11 protein-coding genes are annotated in these 14,623 nt (G+C 68.0%); 5 read left to right on the top strand and 6 right to left on the bottom strand.

Annotated features, from left to right (window positions below):
• Nucleotides 1-418: 418 nt before the first annotated feature.
• The 6 genes from ON22_RS01975 to ON22_RS01950 form a co-directional block, all read right to left on the bottom strand.
• On the bottom strand, nucleotides 419-1,612 hold the full coding sequence (locus ON22_RS01975) for a lipid-transfer protein (RefSeq protein ID WP_033243994.1): 1,194 nt from the start codon (nucleotides 1,610-1,612) through the stop codon (nucleotides 419-421).
• Nucleotides 1,609-2,037 (bottom strand): MaoC family dehydratase, encoded by a 429-nt coding sequence (locus ON22_RS01970; protein WP_033243993.1) that lies wholly within the window; start codon nucleotides 2,035-2,037, stop codon nucleotides 1,609-1,611. Before ON22_RS01970 ends, ON22_RS01975 begins: the two co-directional genes overlap by 4 nt.
• Nucleotides 2,034-2,921, bottom strand: coding sequence for a bifunctional MaoC family dehydratase N-terminal/OB-fold nucleic acid binding domain-containing protein (locus ON22_RS01965; protein ID WP_051157084.1), 888 nt, complete (start codon nucleotides 2,919-2,921; stop codon nucleotides 2,034-2,036). Before ON22_RS01965 ends, ON22_RS01970 begins: the two co-directional genes overlap by 4 nt.
• Before the next feature lie 103 nt (nucleotides 2,922-3,024).
• Entirely contained in the window at nucleotides 3,025-4,194 is a 1,170-nt protein-coding gene (locus ON22_RS01960) for an acyl-CoA dehydrogenase family protein (protein ID WP_033243991.1), read from the bottom strand.
• Nucleotides 4,179-5,243, bottom strand: a complete 1,065-nt coding sequence (locus ON22_RS01955; RefSeq protein WP_033243990.1) for an acyl-CoA dehydrogenase family protein — start codon at nucleotides 5,241-5,243, stop codon at nucleotides 4,179-4,181. The genes ON22_RS01960 and ON22_RS01955 overlap by 16 nt, the downstream gene beginning before the upstream one ends.
• Nucleotides 5,244-5,269: 26 nt before the next feature.
• Nucleotides 5,270-7,456, bottom strand: coding sequence for an acyl-CoA dehydrogenase family protein (locus ON22_RS01950; RefSeq protein ID WP_033243989.1), 2,187 nt, complete (start codon nucleotides 7,454-7,456; stop codon nucleotides 5,270-5,272).
• 130 nt (nucleotides 7,457-7,586) lie between these two features.
• Here ON22_RS01950 and kstR point away from each other — a divergent pair, with 130 nt between their 5' ends.
• The 5 genes from kstR to ON22_RS01925 all read left to right on the top strand — a co-directional run bounded on the left by kstR (nucleotide 7,587) and on the right by ON22_RS01925 (nucleotide 14,570).
• Nucleotides 7,587-8,231 carry a cholesterol catabolism transcriptional regulator KstR gene (gene kstR, locus ON22_RS01945; protein ID WP_033243988.1) on the top strand — a complete coding sequence of 215 codons (645 nt, stop codon included), beginning with the start codon at nucleotides 7,587-7,589 and terminating at the stop codon, nucleotides 8,229-8,231.
• Nucleotides 8,232-8,416: 185 nt separating this feature from the next.
• Nucleotides 8,417-10,969, top strand: coding sequence for a trehalose-phosphatase (gene otsB, locus ON22_RS01940; protein ID WP_033243987.1), 2,553 nt, complete (start codon nucleotides 8,417-8,419; stop codon nucleotides 10,967-10,969).
• Nucleotides 10,970-11,351: 382 nt separating this feature from the next.
• Nucleotides 11,352-12,242 (top strand): metal ABC transporter solute-binding protein, Zn/Mn family, encoded by an 891-nt coding sequence (locus tag ON22_RS01935; protein ID WP_051157061.1) that lies wholly within the window; start codon nucleotides 11,352-11,354, stop codon nucleotides 12,240-12,242.
• 531 nt (nucleotides 12,243-12,773) lie between these two features.
• The gene (locus ON22_RS01930) at nucleotides 12,774-13,703 is read left to right on the top strand and encodes a metal ABC transporter ATP-binding protein (protein ID WP_051157083.1); all 930 of its coding nucleotides are present in this window, start codon (nucleotides 12,774-12,776) and stop codon (nucleotides 13,701-13,703) included.
• A complete protein-coding gene (locus tag ON22_RS01925; protein WP_033243986.1) occupies nucleotides 13,704-14,570 on the top strand; it encodes a metal ABC transporter permease in 867 nt (288 codons plus the stop codon). It begins immediately after the preceding gene.
• The last annotated feature ends 53 nt before the right edge of the window (nucleotides 14,571-14,623 follow it).

Genomic DNA, 14,623 nt, shown 5'->3' with positions numbered 1-14,623 from the left:
CGACTCCCAACTCGACCGATACGCAATCGAGAGGCCGTGAGCGGCGGCCGGCGTCGCCCGTCCATCAGGATTGACGCGAACACGACCCGGCGAGGGCTCGACGCGCGTGTGCACCCACCGGCCACCGATCGAGCAAACATTGAGGCCGGCCGGTGTGCAGGCCTCCTGGGGGTTCTGTGTCGGCCACGAACCACACCGCCGACGATTGCGCCGAGCAGCGCCTATGCCGCCTACTTCGAATGAACACTCGAACCGAGAAGAGCCTGCGACCGTGGTCAGCGCGCGAGCCGCGATACCGCCCTGCTGGGGAGCGCTCCGATTCAGCTCAGGGCCGGAACCCTCGAAGCATCCCCGCTCCGTCTACCCACCGCTGGTACCGGGCGACCTAACGTATTCGCTCCGGCCGCCCGGGACCGGCTCAGGCGGCGTGGTCGGCGCTGAGCACCAAACCCGAGGTCGGCACCCCGGTACCGGCGGTGACCAGTACGTTCTCCACATTTTCGACCTGATTCACCGAGGTTCCACGCAATTGCCGGACCCCTTCGGCGATACCGTTCATCCCGTGGATATACGCCTCACCCAATTGTCCGCCGTGGGTGTTGATCGGTAGTTTTCCACCGATTTCGATTGCCCCGTCCGCGATGAAATCCTTCGCCTCACCGCGCCCGCAGAATCCCAGTTCCTCCAGCTGCATGAGCACAAAAGGAGTGAAGTGGTCGTACAGAATTGCGGTCTGGATATCGTCGGGACGCAAACCGCTCTGTTCCCACAGCTGGTCGCCGACGAGGCCCATTTCCGGGAGCCCGGTGAGCGCGTCACGGTAGTAGCTGGTCATCACGTACTGGTCGGCCCCGCTGCCCTGGGCGGCGGCGGTGATCACGGCGGACGGGTTGGGCAGATCGCGGGCCCGTTCCGCACTGGTCACCACGATCGCGACCCCGCCGTCGGATTCCTGGCAGCAGTCCAGCAGGTGCAGCGGTTCGGCGATCCAGCGCGACTTCTGGTGATCGTCGAGGGTGATCGGCTTGTTGTAGAAGAAGGCGTTCGGGTTGACCGCGGCGTGTTTGCGGTCCGCGACGGCGATCCGCCCGAAGTCGGCGCTCGTCGCGCCGTAGACGTGCATGTACCGGCGCGCCACCATCGCGACCTGCGCGGCGGGTGTGCCCAGGCCGTGCGGGTACGACCAGCCGGCGTCGATCCCGGAGGAGGTCGGCGCCGCGGCCAGCGAGGTGGAGAACTGGCCGAATCGCGATACCGAACGTTCGTTGAACGCCCGGTAGGCCACCACCACGTCCGCGACACCGGTGGCCACCGCCATCGCCGCCTGCTGCACGGTGGCGCAGGCCGCGCCGCCGCCGTAGCCGATATGGCTGAAGAACTTCAGCTGGGGAATACCCGTGGCCCGTGCGACCGCGACCTGCAGGTTCGTATCCATCGTGAAGGTGGTCAGGCCGTCGACATCGGCCGGGGTGAGCCCGGCGTCGGCGAGCGCGGCGGTCACCGCTTCCGCGGCCAGCCGCAGTTCGCTGCGACCGGATTCCTTGGAGAAATCGGTGGCGCCGATACCCGCGATGGCGGCCCGGCCGGACAGTGGATGATCCGAGTTGCTCATTCCGTACCTCCGCCGCAGCGCGCGATATCGATGACGACCTTCGCGACGATGTGATCGCCGAGGCTGTCCTTGCCGATGACCTCGAGGTTCACCTCGGAGCCCGCGCGCGCGGTCACCTTTCCGGTGAGTGTCAGGGTGTCGTAGGCGTAGAGGGGTACCCCGAGTCGCAGCGAAATGGATTTCACCACCGTGCTCGGGCCCGCCCAGTCGGTGACGAACCGCTGTACCAGGCCGGTATCGGTGAGGATATTGACGAAAATATCCTTGGAACCGCGCTCGATCGCCTTGTCCCGGTCGTGGTGCACATCCTGGAAGTCCCGGGTGGCCAGGGCGGTGCTGATCACGAAGGTCGGGTCGGCGTGGATGGACAGTTCGGGCAGTTCGGTGCCCACCGCGATCGCCGCCGGATCGAATGTTGTGGTCACGGGATCACCTTCCAGAACGGCAGCACCGTATCGTCGTCCAGTTTTTCGAAATCGGCGACGACGGGCAGTCCCACCTCGACCTTGCCGGGTTCGATACCGCGCAGTTCGCCCAGCATCCGCACCCCTTCCTCGAGTTCCACCAGCGCGACCACGAACGGCAGATCGCGACCGGGGACCTTGGGTGCGTGGTGCACGACGAAACTGAACACGGTGCCCTTACCGGAGGAGACGACGTAGTCGACGGGTTCGGTCTTGTCCTGCCAGATCGCGGGTACGGGCGGGTGGCGCAGCGTGCCGTCGGGCAGCTTCTGGATGCGCAGCTCGCCGGCTTTCGCGCCTTCCCAGAAGAATTCGGTGTCCTGGGAAACCAGCGGCCGGACGCGATCGGCGGCCGACGGCTTGGGGGGCGCACCGGTACCGGGCGCAAATTTCAGGATGCGGAACAGCATTTCGGTGACGAGTTCGTCGCCGACGTACCAGCTGGTGCGGTAGGTGAGGAAGAACCCTTCTCCGAGCCCGGTTTTCTTCGGGCCGACGATGCTGTCCAGCGCGCTGGTGATGTTCACCTCTTCGCCGGGCCGCAGGTAGCGGTGGTAGATCTGCTCGCAGTTGGTGCCGACCACCGAGGTGTAGCCCGCGGAATCGAGCAGGGCGTTGGTGGCCTCCATGGGGTCGTCGGCCGGGCGGCGGCCGCCCAGGCCCAGCATGGTCCACACCTGGGCCATGGCCGGCGGGGCGACGATCCCGTCGAACCCGGCCGCCTTCGCGGCGGCCTCGTCGACGTACACCGGGTTGGTATCGCCCAGGGCCTCCACCCAGTTGTTGATCATCGGCTGGTTCACCGGGTCCCGGCCGAGCCGGGGCGCGCTGGCGCCGGCCGCCATGATCTTCTCCGCGGCCGCGGTGATCTCTTCCGGCGTACTGATATCCGGCAAGGAACTGCTCCTTAGGGATAGAGGGTGGGGCACGGGATCCGGCCGAACCCGGTCAACGTGGGACCCGGGGCAGTTTCAGGCCCGCGGTGGCGACGAGTTCGCGCATGACCTCGTTGACGCCGCCGCCGAAGGTCACCACCAGGTTCTGTTTGGTGCGCCGGTCCAGCCAGCCCAGCAGTTCCGCGGTGTCCGGATCGGCCGGATCGCCGAAGCGGCCCACGACCTCTTCGGCCAGCCGGCCGGCTTCCTGCAGCGATTCGGTGGAGAAGATCTTGGTCGCCGAAGCATCCGCGATGACCTGCGCCTGATCGGTGTCCGGATCCTCCGCGGTGGCCGCCACCTGCCAGTTCAACAGTTCGTTGAGCCGGGTCATGGCGTGGATACGGCCCAGCGCGCGCCGCGCTTCGGGTTCGTCGAGGATCGCCCGCGGCTTCGCCCAATCGTGGACCTTGTCGTAGAGCTGTTCGATCTTGCCGGACGGCCCCAGGCTCACCCGCTCGTGATTGAGCTGGGTGGTGATCAGCCGCCAGCCCTTGTTCTCCTCGCCCACCAGCATGCTCGCCGGAACCCGGACGTCGTCGAAGTAGGTGGCGTTGGTGTGATGCGCGCCGTCGGCGGTGATGATCGGCGTCCAGGAATAGCCCGGATCAGAGGTATCGGCGATCAGGATGGTGATCCCGCGATGCCGCGATTCCACCGAACCGGTGCGGCAGGCCAGCCAGACGTAATCGGCTTCGTGCGCGCCGGTGGTGAAGATCTTCTGGCCGTTGACGACCCAATCGCCGGAATCGTTCTTGACCGCGCTGGTCCGCAGCGCGGCGAGATCGGTGCCGGCTTCCGGTTCGGAGTATCCGATGGCGAAATGTATATCGCCGGAAAGGATTCCGGGCAGGAACTTCTCTTTCTGCTCCTGCGTGCCGAACTTCTGCAGGGTCGGGCCGACGGTCAGCAGAGTGACCAGCGGCAGCGGGACATCGGCGCGGGAGGCCTCGTTGTAGAAGATCTGCTGTTCGACCGGGCCGTATCCGTGCCCGCCGTACTCCTTCGGCCAGCCGACACCGAGCCAGCCGTCGTGGCCCATCCGGCGGACCACGGCGCGATAGGCGTCGCCGTGCCGGTTGACCAACATTTCGGCGGACTCTTCCGGAGTGACGAGATCGGCGAAATAGGCGCGCAGATCGTCACGAAGTTTGCGTTGTTCGCTGGTCAGATCGATGAACACCCTGCCCCCAATCGTTCGAGCCGCAGTGCGGCGCCGCCCAGCCAGCGGGCGAGGTCCTTGGACTGTGAGTAATAGCGGTGCATGGAGTGGGTGACATCCACTCCGATACCGCCGTGCAGGTGATGACATTTCTGCATGGCGCGCGGCAATTCCGCGGCCACGGTATAGGCCAGCACGTTCAGATCGTCGTCGATCCGCTGCTGCTGTTCGGGGCTCGGAGCATTCTGCCCGAGCGCCCAGTTCGCGGAAACCGCCGCGACGTGCAGGGTACGCGAGACCACATACAGGTCCGCGATCTGCTGGGCGACGGCCTGGAACTCCGCCAGTGGCCGGTTGAACTGCTGCCGGGTACCCACGTGCGCGGCAGTCAGTTTCACCGCACCGGACAGCAATCCGTCGGCGACGGCGCCGATGGCGGCGAGTACGACCCGGTGCAGCCGCGGGCCCGCATCGGCGAGCAACCGGTCGGCCGGAATCTCCACCCCGTCCAGTTTCACCGAGAATTCAGGGAGCCCGCCGGAGACCGGGGAGGGCGCCAGCGACAGGCCGGCCGCCTTCGCATCGACGACGGCGACCCCGGATTCCGTGGTGACCAGCAGCCAGCGGGCCTGATCCGCGCACGGCACCGCGACCTTGTATCCGGTGATCCGCACGGTATCGCCGGAGACCTCCGCCTTGGTGGTGGGCTCGGTGGTCAGCGGTGCACCGGGCTCGCTGATGGCAGCGGTGAGTACCGCGCCCTCGGCGACCGCCGGGAACACCTCCGCCGCCACACTCTCCGGTACCGCACCCAGCAGGGGCAGGACACCGAAACCCAGGGTGGGCAGGGCGGGTGCGGCCACCGCGTCGGTGGCCAGTTCGGTCAGCAGCACCGATACCGCATCGATACCCATATCGTCGCCGCCGAACCGCTCCGGTAGCGCTACCGACAGCAGTCCGGTCGCCGCCAGTTCGGGCCACAGCGCGCTGTCGCGGGCTGCCTGTCGCTCCAGGAGTCCGACGACGACCTCGGCCACCGCCTCCTGAGCTTCGTCTCGGGTGAAGTCCACGTTCTGCTCTCCAGTCGTCGCACGAACTAGCCGGCCGCGTCGCGGGGCAAGCCCAGGATCCGCTCGGCGGCCACGGTCAACAGGATCTGCTCGGTTCCGCCCGCAATCGACAGACAGCGGGTGAGCAGGAATTCCGAGGTGTCCTCGGTCGTTCGCGCACCGGCCGGGCCGGCCACCTGTACCGCGAACTCGGCGACCGCCTGCCGGTGCCGTACGCCCACCAATTTGCGCACACTGCTCTGCGCGCTCGGATCGGCGCCGGCCAGGATCCGCACCGCTGCACGCTGTTCCAGCAGCAGTCCGGCGATCGCGTCGGCGACGAAACCGCCCAGCCGGTCGTTGGTCAGTTCCGAACCCCGCCCGGTGGCCGGCAGTTTGGTGATCAGCTCCTCCAGCGCGGGCCCGATACCGTTGCCGCTCATGGCGACCCGTTCCGCGGACAGCGTGGAGCGGGCGATCTTCCAGCCGTTGCCGAGCGCGCCGACCACACAGTCGTCCGGTACGAACACCTCGTCGAGGAACACTTCGCTGAACCGTGCCTCGCCGGTGATCTGCACCAGCGGCCGGATATCGATCCCGGCACTGCGCATATCGACCAGGAAGTAGCTGATGCCCTTGTGCTTCGGTGCGGCCGGATCGGTGCGGGCCAGGCAGATCGCCCAGTTCGCTTCCTTCGCCAGCGAAGTCCACACCTTCTGGCCGCGCAGGATCCAGCCGCCCTCGGTGCGTTCGGCGCTGGTGCGCAGCGCGGCGAGATCGGAACCGGCGCCGGGTTCGCTGAACAGCTGGCACCAGACCACTTCGCCGCGCAGGGTCGGCCAGGCGAAACGTTCGATCTGCTCGGGCGTTCCGTGCTGCAGCAGGGTCGGGATCGCCCAGCCGCCGATGGTCAGATCGGGCACGGTCAGACCCGCGCGGCGCAACTCCTCGGAGATCACCAGACCGGTCATCGGGTCGGCGGCGCGGCCGTAGGGCTCGGGCCAGTGCGGCATGATCATGCCTGCCTCGGCCAGCGCGGTGCGCTGTTCGTCGGTCGGCAGGGCAGCGATCCGGGTCACTTCGGTGGCGAGCTCGTCGGTGACGGCGCCGGTATCGGTGCCGCCCACGGCGGCCGCGTCCGCGAACACCCGGTCGGCGCCGGTGGTGCGCCGCTGCCCGGCGCGGGTCAGTTCGGTGACCCGGCTACGCCAGTAGGACCCACCGCCGAGCAGCTGGCGAAGTGCTACCGCCCGGCGCAGGTACAGGTGCGCGTCGTGCTCCCAGGTGAACCCGATACCGCCGAGCACCTGGATGCAATCCTTGGCCGTTTCCACTGCGGCGTCGAGGCTGATGGAGGCCGCGATCGCGGCGGCGATGGGCAGTTCGGCGGCGCCGGTGTCCACGGCGGCCGCGGCATCGGCGGCGACCGCCCGGATGAGTTCGGTCCGGCACAGCATCCAGGCGCAGATATGTTTCACGGCCTGGAACGAGCCGATACTGCGGCCGAACTGCTCGCGGACCTTCGCGTATTCCACGGCAGTGGACAGGCACCAGCCGGTCACTCCCGCTAGTTCGGCCACGGCCAGCGCGACCAGCAGATCTTCGACGGCGTAGGCGGGCGCGAACAGCGCCGCAGCATCCACCCGCACATCGGTGCAGCGCACCCGGGCCAGCGGGCTCGCCAGGTCGAGTGATTCCAGTGGTTCCAGTTGCAGCCCGCCCGTATCCGGCGGCAGCAGACACCAGCGCCGGCCGTCCGGGGTGTCGACCGGTAGCAGCACCGCAGTACCGGATTCGGCGCCGAGCACCGTTTCCCAGGTTCCGGTGAGCAGGTTCGCGTCATCGGCCGATCGAAGCTGTGGCACGGCTGAACCCGCGGCGGGTTCGGCCTCCTCGGCGACGACCGTATCCAGCGCGATCCCGCAGGGCTGATCCTCGGGTAGCGCACCGGCCGTCACGTAGCCGGCCACCGCGGTGGTCAGCACCGGGCCGCCGACCAGGTCGTGCGCCGCTTGTTCGAGGAAAACGGCCAGATCGGTCACCGATCCGCCCGCGCCTCCTGCCTCCTCGGCCACCGCTACTTGGAAGATTCCGAGCTCGGTCAGCGTTGGCCAGTACGAACGCCAGAAGCCGGTGGTCTCGGCCCGCATTGTTGCAATCGGTTGCGCCGCTGCGGCCCATCCGTTCATCGACTGTTGAACGGCTTTATGCTCGTCAGTGGTGGCGATGGTCACAGTCCATACCGCCTTTCCGGCGTGACTCCCACACCTAGAACATGTTCTAATATCCACGGCGGGCGGAAGTCAAGGCATGATCCCACCGACCCGCTCGCGCTCGACCACGTCACGGAAAGGACTCCGCTCCATGGCCAGCCCCTCCCGTTCCCGGCCCGGCGATTCGGATGCGGCCTCGGCCGCGCCCGTCACCACGCTGCGGGAGGACGAACTGAGTTCGGCGGCCCAGCGGGAGCGGCGCAAGCGGATCCTGGACGCCACCCTGGCACTGGCCTCGAAGGGCGGCTACGACGCGGTGCAGATGCGGGCCGTCGCCGAACGCGCCGATGTCGCGGTGGGCACCCTGTACCGGTACTTCCCGTCCAAAGTGCACCTCCTGGTCTCGGCCCTGGCCCGGGAATTCGAGCAGTTCGAGGGCAAGCGCAAACCGCTGGCCGGCAAATCGCCGGAGGAGCGGATGCATGTGCTGCTGTCCCAGATCACCCGCATGATGCAGCGCGACCCACTGCTCACCGAAGCGATGACCCGCGCGTTCATGTTCGCCGACGCCTCCGCGGCCGCTGAGGTGGACCGGGTCGGCAAGGTGATGGACCGGGTGTTCGCCCGCGCCATGAACGACGGCGATCCCACCGAACGCCAGCTTGCCATCGCCCGTGTCATCAGCGATGTGTGGCTGTCGAATCTGGTTGCCTGGCTCACTCGCCGGGCCTCGGCGACCGATGTGTCCGAACGTCTCGAATTGACCGTCGACCTGCTGCTCGGCGACCGTTCCTGACCGGCTGACCCCGTTTTCGCCGTAGCTGCCGAGACCCCCGTCGGGGCGTACCCGCGGCTACCATGATCCGTGTGGGCTTCGCAGGCAACCGCCCGCACTTCCCGCCGAATCGGACGGGCGATGATGACACAGTATTGTCATGCGCGCCCCCTCTTAACGAAAACTCCGATCAATAGGTTGGATGCGTGAGCGCACAGGATCTGCCACTGGAACTCCGCCGAGCGCTGGCGACAGTCGCGCGCGTGCCTCGGCTGCTGGTCGCATCGGATTACGACGGGACCCTCGCGCCCATCGTCTCCGATCCGTCCAAGGCGTACCCGCACGGTGAATCCGTCCGGGCCTTACGCGCACTGGCCGGGCTGACCGGCACCACCGCCGCGGTCATCTCCGGCCGCGCCCTACGCGACCTCGCCGCACTGTCCCGACTGCCGGTAGAGGTGCAGTTGATCGGCAGCCACGGCTCGGAATTCGACGTGGGTTTCGTCCACGCCATCGACAACGACGCCAGACAGCTGCTGCGTGAAGTGGTCACGGCCCTGAGCAAGATCGCCGCGGAGAATATCGGCGCCTCCGTGGAGGTCAAACCGGCCAGCGTCGCACTGCATGTGCGCAACGCGGCGCCGGAGGTGGGGCGCCGCGCGCTCGACCAGGCCCGGAAGGGTCCGGCGTCCTGGGTCGGTGTACAGGTGACCGAGGGGAAGGCCGTCATCGAACTCGCGGTCGTCCCCACGGACAAGGGTTCCGCACTGAGCACCGTGCGGCATCAGGAAAGCGCCTCGGCCGCGGTGTTCTTCGGTGACGACGTCACCGATGAGAAAGCCTTCCGAGTACTGTCCGGCCCCGATATCGGTATCAAGGTCGGCGACGGTGAATCGCTGGCCAAATATCGCGTGGACAGCACCGAGGCGGTCTCGCATGCACTGGCCTACCTGCTGGAGGAACGCCGCACCTGGCTGGCCGGCGCCAGCGCGCCGCCGATCGAACGCCTGAGCATGCTCGCCAGCCCGCGTTCGGTGGCATTGCTCACCCCGGACGCCACGGTGACCTGGTTCTGCCATCCCGAACCGGATTCCGCGGCGGTATTCGCACATCTGCTCGGCGGCCTCGACGCCGGACATTTCTCGATCACCCCGCAGCGCCCCGGCCTGCCGCTCTCGCAGCGCTACATCGACAGCACCATGACGGTGGAGACCCGCTGGGCGAAACTGTCGGTCGTCGATTACCTCCCCCATGATGTGGACCCCGACCGGACCGATCTCACCCGCGTGATCACCGGCACCACCTCGGCCCAGGTGACCTTCGCACCCCGGCCCGAATTCGGCCAGGTGCCGGTATCCATCGAGGTGGAACGCGACGGTCTGCGCGTATGGGGCACCAACGACCCGGTGGTACTGCGCTCCCCCGGCGTCGCCTGGGAGATCCACAGCGACGGCGTACACGATTCGGCAACCGCCGTCGTGGACCCGTCCCAGGGTCCGGTGGTCCTGGAGCTGCGCTGCGGAACGAACGATCTCGGCCCCGCCGCGACCAGCGAGCCGGAACGCCGCCGGATCGCCGAACTGTACTGGTCGGAATGGGCGCGGACGCTGGACCTGCCGGCCCTCAAACCCGACCTGATGAAACGTTCCGCCCTGACCCTGCGCGGTCTGGTGCACGCGCCGTCCGGTTCCATCCTGGCGGCGGCCACCACCTCGCTGCCCGAGGATATCGGCGGCGTACGCAACTGGGATTACCGCTACTGCTGGCTGCGTGACGCCGCGTTGACCGCGAGCGCACTGGTCGCGCTGGGGTCACTGGGCGAGGCCGAGCAGTACCTGGACTGGGTGCATCGCGTCCTGGAAACCCTGCCGGGTCCCGAACGACTGCACCCGCTGTACACCATCTACGGCGAAACGCTGCCCCCGGAAGCGGTGATCGATCAGCTGCCCGGTTACGCCGGATCGCGTCCGGTCCGCGTCGGCAACGCGGCGAATATGCAGGTTCAGCTGGATGTCTTCGGACCGATCGTGGATCTGATCACCAGCCTCGCCCACGCCCGGGAGAAGCAGGGCATCACCGACCCCCGCAAGGTGCTGCCCGACGCGGACTGGGAACTTGTGCACGCCATGGTGTCGGCGGTACAGCGGCGCTGGACCGAACCCGACCACGGCATCTGGGAGATCCGCGGCAACCCCCGCCACCACGTGTATTCGAAGGTGATGGGCTGGCTCACGGTGGACCGCGCACTCACCCTCGCCGAGAAGTTCGACCGCCCGGTCGACGCCGATTGGCTGCCGCTGCGCGAAACCATCGCCGAAGAGGTGAAAGCCAAGGGCTGGAACGACGAGGTCCAGTCCTATACCGCCGCCTACGACGGCACCGACCTCGACGCGGCGACCCTGCATATCGGGCTGAGCGGCCTGATCGATCCCGCCGATCCCCGGTTCGCGGCGACGGTTGTGGCCACCGAAGCGGAGCTGCGCAGCGGTTCCACCGTCTACCGGTACCACCACGACGACGGGCTGCCCGGCGGCGAAGGCGGGTTCCACCTCTGCGCGGCCTGGCTGGTGGAGGCCTACCTGCTGATCGGGAAGCGGTCGGACGCCGAGGCATTGTTCGCGCAGCTGGTGGACGTGGCGGGTCCGACGGGGCTGCTCAGCGAGGAGTACGACCCGGTCGCCGAGCGGTCCCTGGGCAACCATCCCCAGGCGTACAGCCATCTGGGCCTGCTCCGCTGCGCCCAGTTGCTCGGGGCCTGAGCGCGTAACCGATCCACCCGGCCCATAGCGGCGGCACGAACCCGCCGCTATGGGCCGATCGGCCAGCGCCCGGACTCCTCGGCGGAGTACCGGGGGTGGGTTGAACACAAAGAACCGAATGTGGGCGACAAGGCATGTTCAGGCATTCGCGGTAGGACCGGTGACCGCGCTGAGCGCGGCAGCTGCGTCGAGTCGAGTGCGGGCCGTGAAGGGGTCTGCCTACCAACGTGTTCGGCCTGCGAAGCCCGCGGGCCGAACGAAAGACCGCAAGTGCAGCGCTCGACGCGGCCGTTGGACACTGGACGGTCGGTTCGGAAGGTCTCCCGCCTCCTGCTAAAGTAAAACGGAAACGATTTCCATTAAACTCTTTGGTAGGTACGCCGTGTCACTGAAATCTGCCCGTAGCGCCTTACTGCTCACCGTCGGTGTGGCGACGGCCGCGGCACTCACCGCGTGCGGTACCAGCGGGGACGATTCGGGCAAACCGCAGGTGGTCGCCTCTACCAATGTATGGGCCGATATCGCGAGCACGGTGGCCGGGCCGGACGCGGAAGTTTCGGCGATCATCTCCGATCCCGCCGCCGACCCACATTCCCACGAAACCTCCGCCGCCGAATCCGCCCAGATCAGCGACGCCGATCTGGTGGTGTACAACGGCGGCCACTACGACGAGTTCATGGCCAAGGCGATCGAGGGCCGCGGACAGCGCGCCGTCGAAGCCGTCGCGACCCGCGACAGCGCGATCCAGAACGATACGAACGAGCACGTCTGGTACGACATGGAAACCGTCGCGCTGGTAGCCGAGCAGATCGGCACGGCTCTCGGCGAACTCGATCCCGAGCACGCGCAGGGATATTCCGACCGGGCCGCGGAGTTCACCGGCCGGCTCGACGCGGTCACCACCCTCACCGACCGGACCGCCGGCGCGCACCCGGGCACGCCGGTACTGCAGACCGAACCGCTGGCGTACTACCTGCTCCAGGACGCCGGTACCGTCGACCGGACACCGCGTGACTACCAGGAAGCGATCGAACAGGAAACCGATCCCGCACCCGCAGCCGTCGCCGCGACCCGCGATCTGGTCACCGGCCGGCAGATCGATGTACTGATCTACAACGTCCAGACGGAGGACAAGGTCAGCCAGGATCTACGGGCGGCGGCCGACGCGGCCGGTATCCCGGTGGTCGAGGTCACCGAGACGCTGCCCCCTGGCCTCGATTTCGTGACATGGCAGACCCGCAACGCCGAGGCGCTGGCCGACGCCGTCGGCTGACCCCGGCCCGAAAGCGACGAACGGATGCAACCGATGAGCGAAACCGCGTCGGCACACGGTCGCGGCACACCATCCGGCACCGATACGGCCTTGCCCGCGGATACGAATGCGGCAGCTCACGGTGCAGACGCGACCGGCAGCGGGTCGCAACCGCGCATGGGCGAAACCGGCAACGGTTCACATCCACCCGCAGCCGATACCGGCGGCAACAGTTCACAACCACCCGTGGGCGATACCGGCAGCAACAGCTCGGAACCACCCGCAGGCGACACCGGCATCAGCTCGGAACCGTCCGCGGGCGACACCGGCAGTAACGGCCCGGAAGCATCCGCAGGCAACACCGGCAACAGCTCGAGACCCTCCGCTGGCGATACGCAGCAGTTCGATGCGCCCGGCGGGGAGCCGACCACTCCACCGCCCAGCAGTCGGAGTTCGGTATCGCCCGACGGGCAGGGCACGGTATCGCCCGATACGCAGGGGGCCGTTTCACCCGACGCGCGCACTGCCGCACCGGACCGCGAGCGCACTGTCGTGCCGACTCGGGGGCGCACTGTCGTACAGGCGGACGGACCCCGGAACGAGACGCCGGCGGTCGCACTCGAATCGGCGACCCTCGGATTCGGCGACCGCATTCTGTGGCGCGAACTGGACCTCAGCGTCGCCCGGGGCGAGTTCATCGCCGTGCTCGGCCCCAACGGTTCCGGTAAGACCTCTCTGCTCCGGGTACTGCTCGGCCAGCTGGGCCTGTCCGCCGGGCGGGCCCGTATCGGCGGTGCCGAACCGCGCGCCGGGCATCCCGATATCGGGTACATCCCGCAGCAGCGCACCATCGACGCCGGTGTGCAGTTACGCGGTACCGATCTGGTCGGTCTCGGCGTGGACGGGCACCGCTGGGGTCTCGGCCTGCGCGGACGCGCCGAACGCCGCCGTAAGGTCGCCGCCGCGATCGCCGATGTCGGTGCCGAGAAATTCGCGCGCGCTCCGCTGGAGAGCATGTCCGGCGGCGAACAACAGCGGCTGCGGGTGGCGCAGGCGCTGGTCGGCGATCCGGCGGTACTGCTCTGCGATGAGCCCCTGCTCAGTCTCGATCTGGCCAGTCAGCAACTCGTCTCCGGCCTGATCGACCGGCGGCGCCGCGATCACGGCACAGCCGTCCTGTTCGTCACCCACGAGATCAACCCGATCCTGCCGCTGGTGGACCGGGTGCTCTACCTGGTCGACGGGAAGTTCCGGATCGGCACGCCGGACGAGGTGATGACCTCGGCGGTGCTGTCCGAGCTGTATCAGACCGATGTCGATGTGCTGCGTGTCCGCGGCCGGCTGGTCGTGGTCGGCACCGGCGACACCATGGATGCGCTCGGCACCGCCGGCGCCCACTGCCACGGCGACCCCGGTACTCCGCATATTCCCGACCCGGCAGGCACCGACTCCGGCCGGCAACCCCGACAGGCACACACCTAGATGGACAAGCTCTCCGACGTGCTGGCCGAGATCTTCGATCTGCAGACCACCGTTCACCTGCTCGGCTACGACTTCGTACAACAGGCCGTACTCGCCGCGGCACTGCTGGGCCTGCTCGCCGGGGCCATCGGGCCGCTGATCATCAGCCGGCAGATGTCGTTCGCCGTACACGGCACCAGCGAACTCTCGCTCACCGGCGCTGCCGCGGCACTACTCGTCGGCGCCGGGGTCGGTATCGGCGCGATCGCCGGTTCGGTGATCGCGGCGGTACTCTTCGGCATTCTCGGTACCCGGGCCCGCGAACGCGATTCGGTGATCGCGGTGGTGCTGTCGTTCGGGCTCGGCCTCTCGGTGCTGTTCCTGTGGCTCGGACCCGAACGCGCGGGGTCGAAGTTCTCGCTGCTCACCGGGCAGGTCGTCAGTGTGGGCTTCAGCGGGCTGACCCTGCTGGCCACCTGTACCGCGGCAGTGCTGGCGGTGCTCGCCGTCGTCTACCGGCCGTTGCTGTTCGCCAGCACCGATCCCGAGGTCGCGGTGGCCCGCGGGGTCCCGGTACGCGCCCTGTCGATTCTGTTCGCGGTGATGCTCGGTATCACCGCCGCCTTCGGCGTGCAGATCGTGGGCGCCCTGCTGGTCCTCGCGCTGCTCATCACACCGGCGGCCGCCGCGGCGCAGCTGACCGCCGATCCGGTGCGGGCCACGGTGCTCGCGGTGATCTTCGCCGAGATCTCGGCAGTCGGCGGGATCCTGCTGTCGCTGGCGCCGGGGGCGCCGGTATCGACGTTCGTCACCACGATCTCGTTCCTGATCTACCTGGTCTGCCGAGTGATCGGCGCCCGGCAGCGGCAGGTCGCCCGCGTACGGTGACCCCGGCGGGGATCGCTTTGCGGGCAGGTGCCTTCAGTCGGGGACCGGGGGTT

The sequence above is a fragment of the Nocardia carnea NBRC 14403 genome (genome assembly GCF_000308515.1).
GTDB classification, from domain to species: Bacteria; Actinomycetota; Actinomycetes; order Mycobacteriales; family Mycobacteriaceae; genus Nocardia; species Nocardia carnea.
Note: the sequence above shows the minus strand (reverse complement) of the source record. Positions and strands in the feature narration are given on the sequence as shown.

Coding starts and splice junctions, on each gene's coding strand:
- ON22_RS01975 (WP_033243994.1), bottom strand. CDS start 1,612: ATGAGCAACTCGGATCATCCACTGTCCGGCCGGGCCGCCATCGCGGGT.
- ON22_RS01965 (WP_051157084.1), bottom strand. CDS start 2,921: ATGGCGGCCGGCGCCAGCGCGCCCCGGCTCGGCCGGGACCCGGTGAAC.
- kstR (WP_033243988.1), top strand. CDS start 7,587: ATGGCCAGCCCCTCCCGTTCCCGGCCCGGCGATTCGGATGCGGCCTCG.
- ON22_RS01925 (WP_033243986.1), top strand. CDS start 13,704: ATGGACAAGCTCTCCGACGTGCTGGCCGAGATCTTCGATCTGCAGACC.